This window comes from Streptomyces sp. NPDC127190 (assembly GCF_042672505.1).
GTDB lineage: Bacteria > Actinomycetota > Actinomycetes > Streptomycetales > Streptomycetaceae > Streptomyces.
Map to the genome: position 1 here is coordinate 10,981 of NZ_JBHXVE010000046.1, position 20,576 is coordinate 31,556.

At 68.0% G+C, this 20,576-nt stretch carries 14 protein-coding genes and 3 pseudogenes; 9 read left to right on the plus strand and 8 right to left on the minus strand.

What is annotated here, in order from left to right; translation table 11 throughout:
- Positions 1-270: 270 nt before the first annotated feature.
- Entirely contained in the window at positions 271-6,168 is a 5,898-nt protein-coding gene (locus tag ACFVIU_RS37705) for a LamG-like jellyroll fold domain-containing protein (RefSeq protein WP_385848213.1), read from the plus strand.
- A 413-nt stretch (positions 6,169-6,581) separates the two neighbouring features.
- On the opposite strand, the pseudogene ACFVIU_RS37710 reads toward ACFVIU_RS37705, so the two are convergent.
- A pseudogene (locus tag ACFVIU_RS37710) lies at positions 6,582-7,190 on the minus strand (pyridoxal-phosphate dependent enzyme); the annotation flags it as partial.
- Positions 7,191-7,693: 503 nt separating this feature from the next.
- Between ACFVIU_RS37710 and ACFVIU_RS37715 the strand changes: the two are divergent.
- Both ACFVIU_RS37715 and ACFVIU_RS37720 read left to right on the plus strand, forming a co-directional pair.
- A complete protein-coding gene (locus ACFVIU_RS37715) occupies positions 7,694-8,086 on the plus strand; it encodes a DUF3761 domain-containing protein (RefSeq protein WP_385848230.1) in 393 nt (130 codons plus the stop codon).
- Positions 8,087-8,108: 22 nt separating this feature from the next.
- The gene (locus tag ACFVIU_RS37720; protein ID WP_385848214.1) at positions 8,109-8,912 is read left to right on the plus strand and encodes a hypothetical protein; all 804 of its coding nucleotides are present in this window, start codon (positions 8,109-8,111) and stop codon (positions 8,910-8,912) included.
- A gap of 116 nt (positions 8,913-9,028) precedes the next feature.
- Here ACFVIU_RS37720 and ACFVIU_RS37725 read toward each other — a convergent pair whose 3' ends face one another.
- Positions 9,029-9,511 (minus strand): hypothetical protein, encoded by a 483-nt coding sequence (locus ACFVIU_RS37725; protein WP_385848216.1) that lies wholly within the window; start codon positions 9,509-9,511, stop codon positions 9,029-9,031.
- Positions 9,512-10,137: 626 nt separating this feature from the next.
- On the opposite strand from ACFVIU_RS37725, the gene ACFVIU_RS37730 reads away from it, so the two are divergent.
- From ACFVIU_RS37730 to ACFVIU_RS37740, 3 genes are all read left to right on the plus strand, one after another.
- Complete coding sequence (locus ACFVIU_RS37730; RefSeq protein WP_385848217.1) at positions 10,138-10,875, plus strand: 2OG-Fe(II) oxygenase; 738 nt, start codon at positions 10,138-10,140, stop codon at positions 10,873-10,875.
- A gap of 148 nt (positions 10,876-11,023) precedes the next feature.
- A complete protein-coding gene (locus tag ACFVIU_RS37735; RefSeq protein ID WP_385848218.1) occupies positions 11,024-11,908 on the plus strand; it encodes a hypothetical protein in 885 nt (294 codons plus the stop codon).
- Positions 11,909-12,169: 261 nt separating this feature from the next.
- On the plus strand, positions 12,170-12,427 hold the full coding sequence (locus ACFVIU_RS37740) for a hypothetical protein (RefSeq protein WP_385848220.1): 258 nt from the start codon (positions 12,170-12,172) through the stop codon (positions 12,425-12,427).
- A 128-nt stretch (positions 12,428-12,555) separates the two neighbouring features.
- On the opposite strand, the gene ACFVIU_RS37745 is transcribed toward ACFVIU_RS37740, so the two are convergent.
- Positions 12,556-13,068 carry a PadR family transcriptional regulator gene (locus tag ACFVIU_RS37745; RefSeq protein WP_385848222.1) on the minus strand — a complete coding sequence of 171 codons (513 nt, stop codon included), beginning with the start codon at positions 13,066-13,068 and terminating at the stop codon, positions 12,556-12,558.
- 56 nt (positions 13,069-13,124) lie between these two features.
- Between ACFVIU_RS37745 and ACFVIU_RS37750 the strand changes: the two genes are divergently transcribed.
- Positions 13,125-13,817, plus strand: a complete 693-nt coding sequence (locus ACFVIU_RS37750) for a cysteine hydrolase family protein (RefSeq protein WP_385848224.1) — start codon at positions 13,125-13,127, stop codon at positions 13,815-13,817.
- A gap of 188 nt (positions 13,818-14,005) precedes the next feature.
- Here the strand turns inward: ACFVIU_RS37750 and ACFVIU_RS37755 are convergent, their stop codons facing one another.
- From ACFVIU_RS37755 to ACFVIU_RS37775, 5 genes and pseudogenes are all read right to left on the minus strand, one after another.
- On the minus strand, positions 14,006-14,665 hold the full coding sequence (locus ACFVIU_RS37755; protein WP_385848225.1) for a hypothetical protein: 660 nt from the start codon (positions 14,663-14,665) through the stop codon (positions 14,006-14,008).
- A 412-nt stretch (positions 14,666-15,077) separates the two neighbouring features.
- Positions 15,078-15,863 (minus strand): annotated as a pseudogene (locus ACFVIU_RS37760) (IS5 family transposase); the annotation flags it as partial.
- Positions 15,864-15,927: 64 nt separating this feature from the next.
- The gene (locus ACFVIU_RS37765) at positions 15,928-16,086 is read right to left on the minus strand and encodes a transposase (protein ID WP_385848232.1); all 159 of its coding nucleotides are present in this window, start codon (positions 16,084-16,086) and stop codon (positions 15,928-15,930) included.
- A 64-nt stretch (positions 16,087-16,150) separates the two neighbouring features.
- Complete coding sequence (locus ACFVIU_RS37770) at positions 16,151-17,215, minus strand: hypothetical protein (RefSeq protein ID WP_385848226.1); 1,065 nt, start codon at positions 17,213-17,215, stop codon at positions 16,151-16,153.
- Positions 17,216-17,631: 416 nt separating this feature from the next.
- Positions 17,632-18,045, minus strand: a complete 414-nt coding sequence (locus tag ACFVIU_RS37775) for a hypothetical protein (RefSeq protein WP_385848228.1) — start codon at positions 18,043-18,045, stop codon at positions 17,632-17,634.
- A 592-nt stretch (positions 18,046-18,637) separates the two neighbouring features.
- Here ACFVIU_RS37775 and ACFVIU_RS37780 point away from each other — a divergent pair.
- Positions 18,638-19,681, plus strand: a pseudogene (locus ACFVIU_RS37780) (transposase); the annotation flags it as partial.
- Positions 19,678-20,100, plus strand: coding sequence for a hypothetical protein (locus ACFVIU_RS37785; RefSeq protein ID WP_385848229.1), 423 nt, complete (start codon positions 19,678-19,680; stop codon positions 20,098-20,100). The pseudogene ACFVIU_RS37780 and the gene ACFVIU_RS37785, both read left to right, overlap by 4 nt.
- Positions 20,101-20,576 lie beyond the last annotated feature (476 nt).

Consider the following 20,576-nt stretch of genomic DNA (forward strand, 5'->3'; position numbering starts at 1 on the left):
CATGAGCTGCGAAGGATCCCAACTTCGATGTTGGCCTCCCGCATACCCAGAGATGGGTCCCTGCCGTTCGTTCTACGGCCGGCCGCGAGTCTCCTCGCCGTCGCCCTGGCTGCCGGCTCGCTGATCGGCATGGCACCCGCCCAGGCGGCATCCGGCCCTTCGGCCTCCTCGCCCGGTGCTGATTCGTCAAGCAGTGATCCTCAATCCACCACTGGCCGTCTCAATCCCACCGAGGCCGCCTCCGCGCAGGCAAAGGCCACCGGAAAGCCGGTGACCATCGATCAGTTCACCGACACCGGCACTGTGGTGGTAGCCAACCCGGACGGCACCTTCACCCGCTCCGACTCCTCGATGCCGCAGCGCGTCCAGGAAGCGGGCAAGTGGGTCCCGGTCAACACGACCCTCGTCCGCAAAGCCGACGGGACCTGGACACCACAGGCCGCCGTGACAGCCGTAGCGTTCTCCGGCGGCGGCTCCAGCCCCCTGGTCACCCTGCGCAGCGGGGCGGACAAGCTGTCCTTCTCCTGGCCGGGAAAACTGCCCAGACCTGTGGTGGCCAAAGACACCGCGACCTACCCTGATGTACTGCCCGGCGTTGACCTCCAGTTGACCGCAGACGCCTCCGGCTACTCTTCCATGCTGGTGATCAAGACGCCCAAGGCCGCGGCCAGTCCCCTGTTGCGGCGCCTCGCGCTCAACACCGCGTCGACCAATCTCAGGTTGACGGGGACCACGGACGGCGGCGCGCAGGCAACCGACAAGCACACGGGCAAGACCGTCTTCCACAGTGACACCGCGCTGATGTGGGACAGTGCCGGACGGTCCGCCGACGCCGCGCCGTCACACATCACAACCGTCTCGGCCGCCCGTGCCGAGCACGAAGCGGCCGGCAAGGTCGGCAGCCATCGCGCCCAGGTACGCGTAAGCCTCAGGCCGGGCCGGCAACTGCTCGGCATCGACCAGAAAATGCTGGCCAGCAAGACCACGCGATACCCGGTGTACGTGGACCCCGAATGGAGCGGGAGGCCCTCCCAGCTGGAGTGGGCGCGGATCTCCGACAACGGGTGGAACGTCTACAACTCGACGTCCACGACCGGTGCGACCAATGCCCGGGAAGGCTGGGACAACTCCTATCCCGGCAACGGTGAACGAGCGCGAACGTACTACCAGATCAACACCAGCGGCATCAAGGGAGCCGTGGTCAGCAGCGCTTCGCTGCTCGTCAAGCAGCTCTCCGCCGCCTCCTGCACCGATACCCCGGCTGCCGTCTACGGCACAAGCCGCCCCGACGGATGGAACTCTTCCTCGCTGTACTGGGGCCACGAGCCCGTCAAGCGCACCGACGCACTCGGAACTGATCCGAAGAGCCACGAGGCAGGTACCTGCCCGGTCACCGACGGCGCCAACTCCTGGGTGAGTCCGCCCTCGCTGGAGTTCGACGTGACCTCGCGGGCGCGGGATGCGGCGGCCGGCGGCTGGAGCAGCATGTCGCTGATGGTCCAGTCGCCCGACATGAACGACGCGTCCCAGTGGAAGCAGCTCGCGTACGGCGGCGGCGCCACGATGTCGGTCACCTACAGCTACCGGCCCAAGCTCAAGAGCGGCACCGGCACCCCCGCCATCAAGCCGTCCATCCTGAGCATGGGCAAGACGATGACCACCACCCACACCCCCACGCTGTCCGCACGCGCGGTCGATCCCGACCTTGCCGGCGGCAGCGAGCTGGTGCGCATCGATTACCACGTCTACGACTCTTCGGGCACCTTGGTGGGTAAGGGCTTCGGCCCGAACCTCGACTCCAAGGAACGGGCCCGGTACAACACCAACGGCAGTGACTGGACCACGCCATATCTGCCGGACGGCACATACACCTGGAAAGCCACAGCCCAGAACGCGGCCGGCTACTGGGCGGGAACCGACGCGGGAGTGTGGACCAAGACGCAGACCTTCACCGTGGACACCAGCGCCCCGCCCGCGCCGACGGTGACGTCCAGCCAGTTCCCGGCCAAGCAGATTGGCGCCGCGTTCGGCGACCCGGGCACCTTCGTCCTGAGCAACAACCACACCAACAACATCACCGGTTACCTGTTCTCGCTGGACGCCACCCTCGGCAACACCGTCTACACCAGCAGCGGCGTCAATCACCTGACGGCCAGCACGAAGATCACCCCGGGCAAGGCCTACTACGCCACATCCGACAACGGCCCCGGCACCGGCACGTCCGTGATCAACGGCAGCGCCTCCCCCGCTTTCGCCCCTGGCTCGCCCGGGCCCCACACCCTGTACGTGAAGGCTGTGGACCAGGCCGGCTCGACCTCCATCGCCCAGACGTCCTACGCCTTCTACGCCGGTACCAGCAGACCCACGTACGCCTACGGCGACAAGATGATCAGCGGCTGGACCGCGACCAACACCGACGGCACAAGCACTGCCGTGCCCAAGGCGACGACCACCAGCAGCGGGGGCCAGCTGATCAGTCAGGCCGCCGGCAGCGGATACGACTTCGCCGACGGCTACCAGGCCATGCTCGCCAACAAGAGCAGCACCTCGAAGGTCACCAGCGGTGACAGCGTCACCCTCAGCTTCGACGTACCCAAGGACGGCCCCTGGAGCTTCGGCGCGAACCTGACCAAGGCCAAGGACTACGGCATCTACCGCCTGATCCTCGACGCAGGACAGGGCACTCAGGCCACCCTGATCAGCGGCTTCGACGCCTACAGCCCCTACGCCACCACACAGTTCCTCAATCTGGGCATCCCCAAGGACGCGAACGGGCAGCTGCTCACCCTCAAGCAGGGCGTACACACCCTCACGCTCACCCTGACCGGCAAGGACCCCAAATCCACCGGCTACCAGGCCGGCGTCGACGTGCTGCGGCTCGGCCCGGCGCTGACCTGTGCGATCAACGCCACCGGCAGCTGCCTGAACAACACCGCCACCAGCACCTTCACCACCACGACCAGCCCGGCCGACGCCGACGGCTCCGGCAACAGCATCAACTCCCCCGATCTCACCACTGCATCGGGCTGGCAGAGCGGCAAGACGGTCACCGTCGACGGCGCCACCATCACCCTGCCGAAGTTCGGCACCGGTACCTACGACAACATGCTCGCCTCCGGCCAGACCATCACCCTGCCGGGCACCGGCGTGATGAACAACGGTGACGCCCTGGTCTTCCTCGCCTTCGCCACCGGCGGCACCGCCAAGGGAGCCACCGGAACCATCACCTACGCCAAGAACAACTGCGTGGACGGCAACAACACCTACGACCAGCCCTACCAACTGGACTCCGTCCCCGACTGGACCACCGGTCCGGCCGCCGCGGCCTCGATCACCCTCGTCCACGAGAACCACAGCAACAACACCCAGACCAGCCCGCCATCCGGCCTGAAGATCTACGCCATCAGCGTCCCGCTGGACTGCCCCGGCTCGGCCATCAGCAGCATCACCCTGCCTCTGTTCACCAACGGCGTCCAGGCCGGCCAGCCATCCCTGCACATCCTCGGACTCGGACTGCGGCCGACGACCGTGACCGGCAGCGGCACGGGCACCCGGCACTGGGTCGGGACCTGGTCCTCCGTTCAGGACACCGCCAAGGTGCTCCAGGCCGGCGGCAGCGCCGCCACCATCAGCGGGCAGAACCTCCGCATCCCCGCGCACATCAGCATCGGCACCGACACCGGTGACGGTGTACGCATCCACCTGTCCAACGCCATGGGCACCACCCCGGTGACCTTCGACGCGGCCTCCGTCGCCGTCCAGGACAGCACTGCGGGCGGCGCCACCGCGACAGCGAAGCCGACCGCGCTGGCATTCAACGGCTCCTCCTCTGTCACCATCCCGGCAGGAGGCGAAGTCACCAGCGACCCGGCAGCCCTGCATGCCGACCAGCAGACCACCATCCTGGTCAGCCTCCACATACACGGTTCAGTGACCGCCATGCCCGGGCACGACATCGCCCAGACACCCGTGTGGGTGACCAGCGACACCGCCGATCACACCGGTGACACCACGGCCGGCAGCTACAAGGCGACGACCTACACCGGTCTGCCCTACCTCTCCGGCATCGACGTCACCACACCCACCACCACTCCCACCGGCTCGCTGGTCCTCTACGGAGACCAGAGCGTCAACGCGGACACCGCAAGCGGCGACGGCCGGCACCACCTCAGCGATGCCATCACCAACGCCATGGTCACCGACCCCAACGGGGACAACGCCGTGGACTACGGCGTCCTCAACGCGGGCTCTAACGGCAACAGCCCCAGCAGCCTGCTGCCGCAGAACACCGCCAGCATCCCAAGAAGCGCCTCCAATCCCGTCGACCGCAACGTGCTGGCCCAGAGCAACGTGCGTACCGTCCTCGTCTCCACCGGCGCAACCGACCTGCTCAGCTGCAAGGACGCCAGCGCTGACGCCTGTGCCACAACCGTCGAAAGCGGCCTCGCCGCGCTCGGCAGCCAGCTGAGCGCCTACAGCACCGACGACAGCCAGATCTCCGTCGACCAGAACTCAGCCGTCACTGTGTACTTCGCGACCATCCCGCCGTTCACGGCCGTCCACCCCGCAACCGCGACGCAGGAAGCCGCGCGTCTGGAGGTCAACGACTTCCTGAGGTCCACCTACCCCGGCCAGGTCATCGACTTCGCCGCGGCGGTCGCAACAAGCCACGACCCGCAGTCCTCCACCGTGACCGCGGCCGACCTCTCCAACGGCAGTCCCACCGACAGCTACTACACCGACCTGGCCGCCGAGTACCTCAACGACACCAACACCGGTGTGGTCGACATCGCGCCGAACCTGATCGTCCCCCTCACCGCCGGCAGCGACACGCCCGCAGACGACTGGCAGCTGGCCACCGACGGCACCGACAGCAACACGGACAACCCCCTCACCGCCACCGGCGGCGCCGCCTTCAACCCGGACGGACCGGACGCCATCAACGCCAGCGCCGGCACGGCATCCTTCGACGGCAACACCGGCTTCCTCGAGAGCGACCACACCGCCGTCAACACCCTCAACGACTACACCGTCTCCGCCTGGGTGAAGATCAACTCAGCAGCTGCCGCCACGGCCCTCTGCCAGGGAACCAGCCAGCACCAGGCCTTCTACCTCGGCTACGACAGCGGCAACAAGGGCTGGATGTTCCAGACCACCACCACCAACGACGCGAACGCCGCCTTCCCCACCGCGGAGGGAGACGCCGGAACCGGGGCAGTGGGCACCTGGACACACCTGGTCGTCACCTACACCGCACCCGTCGACGGAGACTCCAACACAGGAGTGATGTCGCTCTACCAGAACGGCACCCTCATGGGGACCGACACCAACCTCACCCCCCAGTACGACTCCTCCATGCCCCTGACCATCGGCGGCTGCATAAACAGCTCCGATGCGACCACGCCGTACAACGCCTTCCCCGGCTCCGTCTCGGACGTGCAGGTCTACCCCTACGCGATGACGGCGAGCCAGGCCGGCGCCGCCAGCGTGATCGTGCCGACCGGCTGGGACAAGGGCATGCCCGAGGACGAGTGGAAACTCTCCTCCAACGGCATCGACACCGCCTCCCTCAACCCCCTCACCGCATCCGGCAGCGCCACCTTCGGCACCGACGCCCCCACCGGGATGCCGGGCAGCGTCGCCTTCGACGGCAGCACCGGCTTCCTCAAGAGCAGGCAGAGCGCGGTCAACACCCTCGGCGACTACACCGTGTCCGCCTGGGTGAAGATCAACCAGGCGCTCGGCACCACCGCTCTGTGCCAGGGCACGACACAGCACCAGGCCTTCTACCTGTCCTACGACAAACCCAGCGCCGCCTGGATGTTCCAGACCACGACGACCAACGACGAGAACTCCGACTTCCCCACCGCAGAAGGAGCCCCCAACACCGCAACGGTCGGAACCTGGACCCATCTCGTCGCGACCTACCGGGCACCCGTCGCCGGAGACTCCAGCAGTGGAGTCATGGCCCTCTACCAGAACGGCACCCTGATGGGAACGGACAAGAACCTCAGCCCCCAGTACGACTCCTCCATGCCCCTCACCGTCGGCGGCTGCGTCAACAGCGCAGCAGCCAGCACTCCGTACCTCGCCTTCCCCGGATCCGTCACCGACGTCCACGTCTACCCGCGCACGCTCTCCGCCGCTGAGATCAGCACACTGCACTGACCCCGGCCCCCGCCCCAGGGCCGTCAGCTCCTCTACTCAAGAGCGGCCGACGGTCCGCTCACCGTTCTGACATATTTCCGCCGAGCCCCTCGGCCGGGGCTACTGGCCTACGAAGTCCAAGCATTGGGCCGGGGAAACGGTCCTCGAACGACCGCCGCGGTGGACAGCATCCCTCACGGCGCTCAGCGTCGTCCCAGGGCCCGGGCGGGCGGCCGGGCCGCACCAGGACCGTCCGCAGCACGGGCCCGGCCGACAAGCTGGCGCAACGGCGGCCGGAGCGCCGAAACAGCCGCTGAGTACATCCACGAGCACCGCCTGCCCCGGCCTCCGGGAACGAGTCGCGGCAAACAAGCTCCGGGCGGCCCTCTCGCCGTCAGCGCCGACGGAGTTCCTCCCCCCCCCTGGGCCGCTCATCAGTGTGCGGTGGGCCGATTCACCAAGTCGCAGGGATCCGTGTTCGCTCCGCACAGCACCACGCAGACCTTCTCGCCGTTGCCGGGCCGGTAGCTCCGGCTCACAGCGCCGGGCCGGGCCGGCAGGTCCCGGTCGGGGACGTGGCGGTCCGGTGACGTGAGCGCGGCCAGAGCGGTGGCGGCACCGTGCTCGACGGCTACCTTGCGGTGGTCCCACAGTGCCTGTCGGGCGCGGATGATCTCGGTGTCCGGCACGAGGACGGAGTGCACTCGGTCCTGCCGGGCGGCGTGCAGGGCCATCTCCGAGGTGCGGCGCGCGCCGAGGGAGTCCGCGGCGATCGAGTCCACGGTGACATCGATGAGGGCGCCAGCCTGGAGGGCGGCGTTGAGGGCGCGGCAGTTCTCCGGTTCGACTGCGACGGTGCGGATGCCGTGGTGCTGGGCGGCGGTGGTGACGCCGGTGAACAGGCCGCCGCCGCCGACCGCGACCACCACGGTGTCCAGGTCGGGGATGTGCTGGCGGATCTCCTCCAGCAGGGTGCCGGCCCCGGCGGCGATGAGCGGGTGGTCGTAGGCGTGGCTGGCCAGGGCACCGGTCGTTTGTGCGAACAGCGACCGCCCTGGTGCCCTTCAGCTGCTTGACGAGGTACCGCGTCTACGCGCCCGCGCTCTTGGGCGCCGGACGGGTGAACGACTCACCGCGGCGTCCAGGCCGTCCCCGAACAGGCTCATCGTCGCCCTCTCCTACTCTCCGGGGTCGACGTCGCTGACGGTGCCGTCCTTCACATAGCACTCCTGCACCCTGCATGGCCTCCACCAGAGCGTCGAGAAGACCGCCACGATCCTCAAAATGCAGGACCAGCCAGAGGAATCTGGCGGCGTGAGCCAGCGTTGCCGGGGTCGTCCGGCAAGGCCTCCGAGTCTCACGTCGTACCTCCTTGTGCGCGACGGTATAAGCCCAAACGCACCCATAAGCGGTTGAAAGCTAGATAGAGTCCCCCTGCACCTGCTCGACTTCAGGGGGCCCTTTTGCGTGCTCGCCTTGCCGCCTCAGTCATGGCCATCGCCGTCGCGGGCGTCTTCATGAGCGCACCCGCGCGTCCGCGGCGACGCTGCCATCCACCAACACCGCCCACCACACCACCGGGGTATGCGGCTGGACACACGGCAAGAAGCCCAGCAACAAGTACGAGACCGCGAAGTGCAAGGACGCCTCGCCCTCGTACTCACGGCACTCCCCGGGCACCTGCTCCCACCACCACGGCGTCCGCTACTGGTTCAAGCCCCCCCCGGCGCGGGTCAGCAGACCCGTCGCAGGACGGCGGACGGCCAGGCTGACCGGGCTGCGAGGCCCAGCAGGTCGTTGTGCCCCTGCCCACGCGGCCGCCCCGACCACCCGACAGGAAAACCCCGTGCATCCGTGCTGGCGCGCGGCGTGTGAGGGCAGCCGTGCTTTCGGAACCCTCGCCCCACGCGAGCAGACGCGGGCAGAGAAGCCATGTTGAACAGAAGGCCTCGGGACGGAATATGAACAGACAAGGCCGGGCGGACGCGGTGGACCGGGAAATGGCCACCCGCCTGCTGCCCGATCCTGCACTGCAGGCACTGAGCCGCTGGTGGAGCCGGAATGAAATGAGGTTCACGGACGGGACACCAGGCGCCCACACGGTTCGCTACACCCCCAGCCGGTGGGCACAGATCACCCCCTGGCCCCGGGCACTGGCTTCCACATCTGACGCCGGTGATGCCGCAATCAGCCGGGCGCAGGCGGCATCGATCGTTGCGGACGCCCTGCGGCGCGATGCCTTCCGGGAAGCTCTGGTCGCCACCTACGTGTGGGGGAAGGGGAAAAGCGGCTCCCCCGGCGGCAGCGGCCCTGCCTCCTTGCGAAAAATTCTGGCCTTCGAGGGCCTGGATACTGCCCTGGCCCGTGCGGTCGCCACGTTGAGCGAGCGCAGCGCAGAAGCTGCTTACGCAGGGCTCCAGGGCCTCGTTCCCGGGTTTGGTCCGTCGTTCTACACCAAGTTCCTGTACTTCGCCGGCAAGACGGTTGCGCCGGCGACCGGCCCCCAGCCGCTCATCCTCGACCGGGTTCTGGCCCGGCGTCTGCGGTCCCTGGCCCAGGCGGTCGGCCGGGAGACCGGCCACGACCCCGACGGCTCGATCGCCAGCTGGGTCTGGCGGGACAGGAACTGGTCACCGCACCGCTACGCGGTCTACCTCTCCTTCATGCAGGCGGCCGCCAGTCACGCAGCAGCAACGGGTAACTGGCCGTCCAACACCTCGCCCGACCTGCTTGAATACGCCCTGTTCAACGCATCCTTCCAATGAGCCCACCGAGCCGCGACCAGGCGCGCGCCCCGCTTCAGGGGGCTGGCCGGAGCGGTGCTTGGGCGGCCCTCGGCCAGCCAGGCACCGATCTTGGCGGTTTCGCCGTCGACGCGTCGTCACGGCCGGGCGGCGGTCACTACCTGGAGGGCTTGCACCAGTTCGGCGCGGCGGGCGGCGTCGGTGCGTTTCTGGTTGCGGGTATTCCAGGCGAGGGCGAACCGGCCGACCTGCTGCCAGTCCTTGCTGGCCATGAACTCCACTCGGTGGGCGGCGATTCTGGGCGCCGGGTACTCGTAGATCGACACGGTGTCGGTGGTGATGAGCTGCAGGCAGTCGGACGCCGGGGCGGGCTCTCTACCGGCAGCCTTCTCGGAGCAGGAGGCGGTGTTGTCGGTCGGGTTTCCCAGGGTGGTGACGCCAGTGGCTTCGGCGAGCACAGCGGCGGCCTGCTTGGCGGTGAGGTGAGCGGGCGTTGCCTGTACTGTGCCGGGCAGCGTCTTCGGCTTGGCCGGGGCGGCGGGTGAGTCGGAACCGGAGCACGCGGTGAGTGAGAGGGTGGCAGCTGCGAGCAGTCCGGTCGCGATGGTGCGGGCCTTCATGGTCCCCCCATGAGAGTTGTGGTCGGGGGGCCATCATGCGGTACCCATCGAGCACCTCGCGCGAGAAATCCACGGGCACCGACGGCTCCAGGCCATCACCGGCCGCCGTGACCCGCGGCCGGCCTCAAGCGGAAACCGTTAGTGCTAGGTGAACCAGGTGCCTTGGGGTGACGTCGGCCAGGTGCGCAACGGCACACCGCAGGCGCGGGCTGACGTGTCATGCCGGCATGAAGCGGCAGCAGTCCGGCTGGAGTTCGTGCCAGGCGGCGCTGCCCTCGCCCCTGCGGACATTACGACCCTAACGTGCGAAGGGCGCGCGCGGAGGGAACTCGCACCTGGTCGGTGCCCGGCAAGGTCGACGCCCTCAATGGCGTCAGCCGCTCCAGTACGGAGCAGCCCAGCGCCGCGTGGGACTACCTCGCCTCGGTAGTCCCCTGAGCCGGCCCCCGCCCCGTCTCCCGGCCCTCTCCGCCGCGTTGGGTACGTCCTGCTTGCTTTGCGGGCTCATCCCGACCTAATATCGTCATCGTGACGATAATCGCCCAGCGGTCCCCGCTCCCCGTTCCGGACCGTTGGGCCCATGGCCACGTCGGGATCGACGACGGCCTCAGCACGGAGAAGTGATCATGTTCGAAATGCCGGTGAATCCCTTCGAGCTCTCCGAAGAAGCACTGAGCCGAATATCTGCCGATGACTCATGGACCCCGATCGAATCGGAGATCCCAAAGGCCAAGGTGATTCGCCATTTCCTCACTCCGGCCGAAGTGGAGGTATTCGCCACCGAACTGGCCGCCCAGCGCTTTGCCCCAGTAGGTCGCGACGGCATTGCGGCCAACTATGCAGAGGGAGATCCGGTCGCTCATCGCCGCGCCACCGCCGAATCCACATCCCTGGCGGCAGAATTCTACCGCAGGCTGCGGACGCTTCTATCGCTTGAAGTGGGACCGGACGATCCGACGGATTCGGACGGAATACCCTGGAGGCCGGCGGCCGTCAATCCACGCATGCGCTTCATCACGTACGAACACGGCGGATTCATCGTCCCGCACTACGATTCGCCCTATTTCGCCCCCGACGGAAGGCGCACTCTCCTGACGGTCGTCATCTACCTGTCGTATGAGGGCGTGGGCGGAGAAACGCGGTTCATCGCCGATAAGCAGAACGATCTCCCCTTTGCGCAACGTGACTTCTCTGACTGGCCGCGGCTCGCGAAGCCTGAGGAAATATTGAGTGCCCACCGGCCCGAACCGGGCGATGCGCTCCTCTTCTGGCATCGGACGCTTCACGACTCGGCCCCGCTTCTTGAGGGTACGAAAACAATACTCAGAACCGACGTGCTCTACGAGCCCGTAGATGCGCTTTGAGCAGCGGCAAGGCCACCGTCGCGTTGTCCCTCACCCCGGAGACCGACATCCGGCACACCGTGACCGCCCACCTCCGGGCCGGACGGCATCGGGCCCTGCCCGCGGCCGGGCATCGAATCCACTCGCACCGAACGGCAGGGAGAGCAGCATGACCAACGGGAGGATCCACACCGACTGGGTGGAGACGGTGTCTCAGGACGGCCTGCACCTGATGCAGACGCGCTTGGAGGTGAGAGTTCCTACGTCTGAGGGTCGCAAGTTCATCACCTGCGGTCTGGCCCGGAAGACGTACGTGGTGAAAGACGGTATTGCCTGTCGGGTTTCGTCCTACGCACTCGGCCGCGACCTGGGCAGCCCGGGCAACTACGACTTCGAGATCGTTTCTGCGACGGGAGGCCCTCCGATCCGGAAGTTCTTCAATCGGGACGGCGTGCCGGCCGAGATACGCGAGGACGCTCTGTTCGACGCGCATGAGGGACTTGACGATGGCGAGTACATCGTCCGGATCGCGGCGGGAATGACGACCACCTGGGACAGCGGGACGGGACAGAGCATCGAGCTCCCTGTCCCGTGCCACGAGCTCGCATTCGTCGTGGTGGGATCCGCACCGCAGGAAGTGCGCGCGAGTACCGGCAGCCCGTGGGCGGCGCGGCCCTCCGTGGAGATCCCCGTGGTCGATTGGCGTGATCAGCCCACGGCGGAGGCGGCATGGGAGGCCTACCTGAACGGGAACAGAATCAGTCTGGATTCCTACGGAATCTTCTCCCCACAGCATCTGATGAGGAATCAACGGGATATCGCTCTGAAGATTCTCCGGAGCGAGGGCTACGCCATACCGCCAACCCCGGAACCCGCCAAGACGCCTGGGACCTGGCTGGGTCACTGGGGTGGAGCATGGATGCCGGCCGATGTGCTCGCGGCACTTCACACCGTGCCGGACGACACCGCGCAACGTGCGTGGTATCAGGGAGCGAAGGAATCCCTGGACATCGCATGGGATATGGACCTCCTGTGGACCACCGACGTGTTCTGACCGGGCCCGCGCTCCGTCCATGACCACCGTGGCGGCCCATCGGCAATCACCCTGCACCGAGGTGCCAAGTACCGGCCGCGGCCCGGTCCCCCTCCGGCCTGACTGCCGGTCACGGGCCGGGCGAGGATGACCTCCCGCAGATCCGCGAACGCACTCCGCACGCATCGATCACCGCCCTCCTGCACGCAGTCCACGCCCACCAGGCTCAGCGCGTGTTCGCCTGCGATTCCGCGCTGGAGGGAGACCTCGGGCATCACTGAGGTGCCCGAAGACCCTGCGGGCGACGTGGCTGCCGCGCTCGCCCTGCTCCAGGTCGCCCACGACGACCTGGAGGGCCTGGAGGGTGCCCTGCTGCTGGCCGCCCGCACAGTCAGCACTCGCACGGGCAAGCCGCTGCTGACGTTCCGGCAGATCGCCGCCGCGCCCGGTGTGGACTCCGAGCAGGCCGCGCAGGGCCGCTACCGCCGGAAGGTCGGCACGCCGAACGCAGCATCGTCGGGCGTCGACGGCACCCCGTAGCGGCGGCCGTCAGGCGCCCCGCCTCGCACACGCCGCGTACGGCGTCGCGGATGTCGAGGACCGTCACCCGTCCATCTTCTCGACTCCGAATTGTCCAGGGCGCGGACCGGCGGGGCCTGCCGGTGTCGTCAGCCCAGGATTTCCCGTAGCCAGGACTGTTCCGCGTGGCTGGTGGCGCGGGCGATGGTGAGCATGCCGCGACGGTAGGGGTCGCTGGTTTCCTCAGCGCGCAGTGGGCGCTCGCCGTCGTGGAAGAAGCTTGAGGGCTGTTGCAGGAATTCCAGGCGCCGGCGGAGCACCGCGTGCTGGTCGGCGGTGTCGGGGAGCTGGGAGAGGAAGGCCAGGATGGTGAAGTACCGGGTGCTGTCGCTGATGTCCAGGCCGTCGGCCTCCCGCAGCCGGCGCAGGAGCTCGGTGCGGCCGGCGGCGGTCAGGCTCAGGGTGTGGCGCTGGGCGGCCGAGGCGCCCGGCTCGGCTCTGCGGTCCAGAAGCCCGGCGTGGACGAGGCGGTTGATCGCTGGATAGAGGCTGCCGTCGCTGACTGGTCGGGTGTGGCCGGACAGGTGCGCTATCCGACGGCGCAGTTGGTAGCCGTGCAGCGGCCCGTCGGCCAGGAATCCCAGGATCGCGAGTTCCAGCATGCTGCTACTCTCGCACATCGAAACGAGGTATCTCGAATCGATGTAGGGAGGTGAGGATGTCGTATACCGAGGAATGGGTGACCGCGCGGGCGCGTGACGCCTACGAGCACGGCCGGGCATCCTTCGACATACGGCCGGAGCGCACGGCGTTACTGGTCATCGACATGCAGGACGAATTCGTCCGGCCCGGCTGGAGCCCTTACTGGGTGCCGGCGGCGACCCGGATGGCACCAAGACTGCGCCGGCTGGTCGAGGGATGCCGATCCGCCTCGATCCCGGTGATCTGGACCATCTTCGACGACACGCATCTCGGACTGGACCGGCCGAAGGCCCTGCGTTACCTTCCGCACGCCGACACCGAGTGGCGTCGGCCGGGCCCGGCCGAGGTGTGGGACCAGATGGGTCGCCGCCCCGACGAGGCCCTGATCCGTAAGCCCTCCTACGGGGCGTTCTACGACACCCCGCTCGACACGATGCTCCGCAACCTCGGCCGCGACACGGTCATTGTCACGGGAACGCTCACCAACTACTGCTGTGGCACCACAGCCCGGCAGGCATACGAACGGGGCTACAAGGTCGTGTTCGGGGCAGATGTCACGGCCACAGATGACGAGTCCCGGCAGGAACCAGAACTCGCCGTCCTACGCAAAGGCTTCGCACTCGTCTTGACCGCCGAGGAGATCACGGACCAACTGGCCACAGCCGACGCCCGCCCACGAGAGGTAGCCGACAGGGCGAACGTTGGCTGATGCGGCACTAGACGACCGCGCTGAAGCGCCTCGCTCTGAGCTGAGGCGTCCACCAGCTCCTGCTGCTCGTCCGGGGCGGTCCAGCCGCCCTCGGCCAGCAGCAGACCACCACCGAGCCAGCCTCCGAGCCCATCCCCCAGGGCATGGCCCCGTCCGCCCCTGCCGACGCTGTGACCAGGCGTGGGACATTACTCCTCGTCGATGGTCTGCAGCTCGACGGGCCGGTCGGCCACGTCGGTCGCCTGTGGCGTGGCCAGCAGCCTGTTCAGCCCAAGGGTCAACTGCACCACGAACACGCTCAGTAGCACGGCCAGGGAGATCCGGGCCAGGCCGTAGATGGCGTCGACGTTCGCCGCGGTCTCGTAGTCGCTGGGCGTTTGGAGATTGGAGTTGACCACGAACGAGACGTAGGCCGCAGCGAAAACCGACAGGAACCACGCGCCGTAAGTCCAGACGGCTCCGCGGCCGCCTGGCAGGGCTCTGGACCATCCCAGCCCGATGTCGGTGCGTGACATGGCGTTCGCGTGGCCGGCTCGCGCCCACCGCTGGTAGGCGTACAGAACTGCCATGAAGACCAAGAAGCGCAACATGCTCGTGGTGTTGATCGTTTGGAGTGCGCTGTGCAAAGTCTGCCGATCATAGCCGTTGTTAGCGGCGGCCAAGGCCCATTGGTGTGCCCGCGTGCGCTCGGCGGAGAACCGCACGGCCTCGCTGACGACGGTCGCCGCGGCTGCAGCCAGTACCGTGAGCAGTGGGCCCGTCATCGAAACACGCCCGGGACTCACCTTGGACTGGACCAGCAACACCGCCTTGTCATTGCGCCCGCGACGCTCAGGCGGCTTCGACAAGTCACTCTCCTGCTGACAGACCGGACACAGTCCTTTGATCCCGTCCCAAGCAACTTCGCGCTGCCGACACTTCCGGCACGTCAGTAGCATTCCGCGCCCCCCTCTTTGCTTGATCTCGGTGAATTGAGCGCCGCATCCTATGGGGTCCGCCAGAGAGGCGTCGATACCTCTAACACAGTGAAGATCGAGAGCGGATGCAGACCCCCTGAGGAGATCTGCACCCACACCGGTTGGGGCGGTCGACCCCCAGCTCGTAGTGGCGTGCCCGACGCCACGCACGGTCTATGGACACGGCCACGCCGAAGCCGTACAGCTCGTTGCGCGCGCCGGGCCCGGTTCGGCGCCCATGTGATCACGACTGCTGCAGGTCACGCATACAGTCGCGCCTTAGAGGTCATTTTCTCCCGATGTTTCATCCCGGGATGTGAATTTGATCCGGTGATGTCGGGTCACGCCAGGAGATGGTGGTCTCGCCGGTGAGGCGGCGGGCCATCAGATCGGTCATGGCGAGATGAATCATGGCTTCGGAGCGGTGCGGGTGGGTTTCGTAGTCACGCGCCAGGCGCCGGTGCAGCATGAGCCAGCCGTAGGTCCGCGCGACCGTCCACCGCTTCGGGATCGGGGCGGATCCCCTGGTCCCGGGGGGATTTCGAGGTCGACGCCGAGGGCGGCAGCATACGCGACGAAGTGCTTGCGGTAGTCGCCGTCGACCAGACCTTGCGCAGAGTGGGGTGGTCGGTGGCGGCCCGCTCCAGGAGGGGGCGGCCGGCGGCGGAGTCCTGAACGCCGGCCGCGGTGACCAGCACCGCCAGCAGCAGGCCGAGGGTGTCGGTGATGATGCTGCGCTTGCGGCCCACGATCTTCTTGGCCGCGTCGGTGCCCTGAGTCTTGGCGGGACGGAGGTGGAGGACTTGATGCCCTGGGCGTCGATCACGCGGGCCGAGGAGTGGCGGCGCTTGCCTTCCTGCTGGCGCATCAACTCCCTTAACATGCCGCTGAGCTGGGCGAAGATGCCGTCGGTCTGCCATTTCGCGAAGTAGCCGTAGACCGTCTGGTGGGGCGGGAAGTCGTGCGGGAGGTAGGCCCACTGGCAGCCGGTGCGGTCCACGTAGAGAATCGCGTTCATTTTCTCGCGCAGGTCATGCCGGGGCGGCCGGCCGAAGTCCAGGGCCCGGCCTCGGCGTTCGAAGCGCCAGGACATCGCGGGGCACGGTGCGTTTCCTTGACGAGGTAGGCCCTGGAAAGCAGGTCGTCGAAGCGTGTCATGGAGTTGCCCCTTCGTCGGTCTCGGCCTGGGCGGCCCGGAGCATGTGCTCGAAGGTGCCGTCTTTGGCCCACCGGCCGAAGCGGGTGTGCAGAGTGGCCCAGGAGCCGTACCGCTCGGGCACGTCCTGCCAGGCCGTTCCGGTCCGGAACTGCAGCCTCCTCCTCCCAGTGCACCGACTGCCTGTCGTTCAGGCGCGCGATCAGCGGGGACGGTAAGCATCATCGTTCGCGACGCAGGGAAATGCGTAGGGCTCCCTCGCTGTCCCGGCTCAGGAAGAGTCCCGCGCTCTTTACGCTGGTCACCAATGGCACACGGGTGCCGCGGGCGAGGACCTTCGCAGTGTCCGGGCCCTCGTTGAGGTCTACCTGTACGGGGGCGGGTTCCCTGCCTTGGGCAGTCGAGTCCTCCTGGACCGCTCCGTAGGCGGTTCCATCGTCGCGGATCGAGACGATCGCGATGGCTTTGCGGTCGCCGCTCTTGGCCAGACAGATGCCCTTCTTGCGGTGCAGGTCGAAGACGACGGGCCCGGCGGCGAGATAGCGACCGTCGGGTGATGCAACGATGTTGTACTCGCGGTTGGATCCGTAGTTGCCCGCGTTGATGTCGTTGTCCAGGGCGTAGCCGCAGGTCATGGATGCCTGAAGACGTCCTGTTGCCAGATCGTGCACGGACCACACCGGATCGGCGGCAGTGCCGTCCTCTTTGTCCGGGGCCTGCCAGCCGGCGAGCACATGGCCGTCGGTGACGCCGTAGGCCATTCCGTTGAAGGGAGCGAGGTCGCCGGTCCGTTCGGTTCCGCTCGGGCGCACAGAGTCGCTGAACCAGTGGCCCACCAGGCCGAACCCTCCGTTGTCCACCCCAACCAACGGGCCTTCCGCCGTGGCCGCGATGACACGGCCCCCCGCACAGTCAGCCTGGCCGCACGGGGACAACAGTTCGTCGGGATGGTTGTAGGCGGTGCTCTGGCCTGTCACCACGTTCACCGCAACCGAGCGTTCCGGATACGGACCCGGGTTGACCATGTTTCCCAGGCCGACTAGCACCCGGCCACCGTAGGCGGACACCTGCACCAAAGGCTCTCCTTCGACCGGCAGATCGATCTGGCGTAGCGGCTTCTCCGACGTCCCCTGCCCATCAGCGGCGTACACCGCCAGGCTGACCACCGGGGTGCCGTCGTGCAGTGCGTCCTTCCCCCGCACGCCTTGGGCGTATGTGACGATGTACTCGCGGCCATCCTGATCGACAACCGTCACACCCGGCGCTTGCTCGGTATCGCTGGCCATGGGCGCGTTCCATGGCGCTGAAGACCACTTGATCCGCCCCGTGTCAGCGGCTCGCACGATGGTGGTGTAGCCGCTAGAAGCCCCCTGAATGCTGGCAACCTCACCCGCGCCGGGCACGGCCGCCACGGGCGAGTGCACCGGCCCCGCCCCCTTCGGAGCGCTGAGTTCTATGTCCCATCCCTCACCCGCGTCGTAAGCGGCCGGCACACTCAGTTTCGCGAGGGACTGCGTCTGCTGAAAGGGGCTCCGAGGACTGCCGTTCCTGTCCGCGTGGCCGCCGTCTGACTGGCCGCTGCAGGCAGCCAGCGATACCGCCGCCAGCGCCAACACTCCCGCCACTGCCCGAACACGCATGCCTCTGCATCTCCTCTATCGGATCCGATGCACCGTCGGTGACCATCTGACCGCCGACCGTATCAATAGGCGTCAGTCAGCACCGTAAGCACCCTGACCTGCTTCAGCTTGGCTATCTCGTCCAACAGCGAATCCAGGCTGACGTTGCTGGGGTGGGACTCGACGTTCTCGGCATCGTCGCCGCCGCCCTCGGGGTCGTCTCCTTGGTCGTCGGTGGCGTCGGCGAAGACCAGGCAGCCCACCTGCCGCGTGCATCCCTCGGTTCGCGTCAGCCGGGCGGCGACCTCTTCAACGGCGCGTCCGTCGGCCTGGTGAAGCGCGGAGCGGACGAAGGCGATGGCCTGGTCGGCCACCGGCGGCTGGACGAGGTGATCAGGCAGTCGATGTTCGCCAGCACGCCCATGCCGGTGGCGGTCCGCGCGCTGCAAGGCCGCCTCGAGGATGCTCGTGCGAGCCTCGATCTTGGGCTCGCGCATTTCGCGGACGCCACTACCGGCCCAGCAGCGGCCCAGTGCCACCAGTGCACCCAAACCCACCTGGCCCGGCCCCGGCAGGCCGCTCGGCTCGAAGAACCAGCGGCCAGCCACCCGTTACGACGCGGCAGGCGGGCCCGCGATGCCTGCGCGACCTGCCGCTGCCGGGCCCAGAGCCGGAGCCGGCCTGGAAGACGCCGACCGGGGCGAGCCCCGGCCAGATCGACGAAACGGACGCACCGAAAGGCAAGTTCGCTGAGCGAGCCGCGTCCACCATGCTCTCGTTCACGAACTCCTCGCCCAGGGCATAAGCCTGCGGGGCATCACTCAGCATCTGGACTGGGGACGGCACACCGTGCAGCGGTATGCACGCGCGGCCCGCTGGCAGGACATGGTCAAAGGGCCGCAAGCGGCAGCTCCCGAGCAAGCTCGATCCGTTCAAGCCCTACCTGGCCGAACGCTGGGACGAGACCGACGGGAAAGTGACCGTCCTCGACCTACACCGGGAGATTCACCGCCCGAGGATTACGCGTGCCACTACTCCATCGTCTGCGACTGGATCCGGCGCGACCTGCCCCAGCGGGAAGGCTTCAGGTGTCAGCTGCTGGACGCGGTCCGGCTCGGCCCCGAGGACGACGTCGCCGAGGTCACCGCCCGCCAGGTCCGCCGCGTTGTCGAGGATCTGATCGCCCGCGGGCAGTGGCGCAAGGGCGATCGGGACGTCCTGGTCGTCTTCGACGCCGACTACGACGCCCCGCGCATGGCCTACCTTCTCGACGGGCTGCACGTCTAGGTCCTGGGCCGGATGCGCGCGGACCGCGTCATGCGCCGACCCACACCCACGCAGATGGAGTGCGCCCGGGCCTATCCCCAAGGCGGACGCCCGCCGAAGCACGGCAGGGAGTTCCGCTTCGCCAAGCCCGAGACCTGGGGCGAAGCCGACACAGCGACCGTCCAGGTCACCGACCGCTACGGCACAGCCCGAGCGATGGCCTGGAACCGCCCCCCTCGGCTCACCACTCGCTCCGCCTGGATCGACCACGACAGTGAACTCCCGATCATCGAGGGAACATTGTTCCGTCTGGAGGTCGACCGCCTGCCCGGCGGCGGAGACCCGCTACCGCTGTGGCTGTGGTCCTCCGCCACCGGCATGACCGGCTCCGACATCGATCTGCGCTGGCAGGCATTCCTGCAGAGATTCGACTTGGAGCACACGTTCCGCATGATCAAGCAGACGCTCGGCTGGACGCGGCCGAAGCTCCGCACGCCGGAAGCGGCGGACCGGTGGACGTGGCTGACCATCGTCGCGCACACCCAGCTTCGTCTCGCCCGGCAACTCGCCGAAGACGTCCGCCGCCCCTGGGAACGGCCGACGGTACCGAACAGACTCACCCCGGCCCGCGTCCGCCGGGGGTTCAGAAACCTCCGCCCGGCCTTGCCCTGCCCGGCTCGTGCGCCCAAACCCACCCGTCCCGGCCCCGGCAGGCCGCCCGGCTCGAAGAACCAACAGTCGGCCACCCGCTACGACGTGGGCAAGACCGTCAGGCGCCCGGAGACCCTGCTCGAACGCGATCACGTCAGACTGCAGAGCGCCGGTTCCGGACCTGTCGGCCGCGCCGGGCAGAATGCGGTCCCGTGAGCCTCCACTTCGAAGTCGTCTTCACCTGCTTTCTCCGGGACGACACCCCCGACACGGTCCTGAACGCCCTGCGGTGGCACCTCGGTCTGACCGCCGAGCGCCCGACCGGGCTCGACCCGGACGAGCACTCATACCCGGTCCTCGCCCCGGACCCGGACGGCCGCCTGCCCGGAGGAGACTTCGCGTCCCTGCGGCGTCAGTCCCGCGTTTCCGTGGCCGGCCGCGAGCTCTATGCCTGGGGCCTGTTCAGCCGCAACTACTGGCTCGACGACGAGATGGGCGAACTCGTCACCATCCTCGACCTGCTCGCACCCCACATCGAGGAACCCGGCTACGGCGGATACTTCCGCGAGGAGTACGACGCGGAGCCGACCATCTTCACCTTCGGGAACGGCACCTACGGGCCGCTGAAGCTCTGATCAGCTCCAACCCCTGATCGTTGAAACGTTAAAGAACAAGCTGATGCAGGAGCTACCGCCGCAGGCACGAGGACGAGGACCTGACCGCCTCGTACCTCCAGTGCGGCACGGAGCTACCCCTGCGGGCGTGGGGACGACCGGCCGATGCCGCCGATGCTGCCCTCCGGGGGGAGCTCCCCCCTCGGAGCGCGCGGGGACGACGACTGCGTGGACAACACCAACCGCCAGCAGGAGCTACCCCCGCGGGCGCGGGGACGACTCGCGGTCACCACCAGGCGTGGGCGTCACGCCAGAGCTACCCCCGCGGGCGCGTGGACGACGCGACGATCCACACGTGCGCGCGGGTCTCGGGCGAGCTACCCCCGCGGGCGGGGGGGGGGGGGGGGGGGGGGGGGGGGGGGGGGGGGGCGGGGGTGGTGCCGGGGCGCCCCGGGGGGGGGACGCCAGCCCGGTGCCCGGTGGGGGGGGGAGAGCGG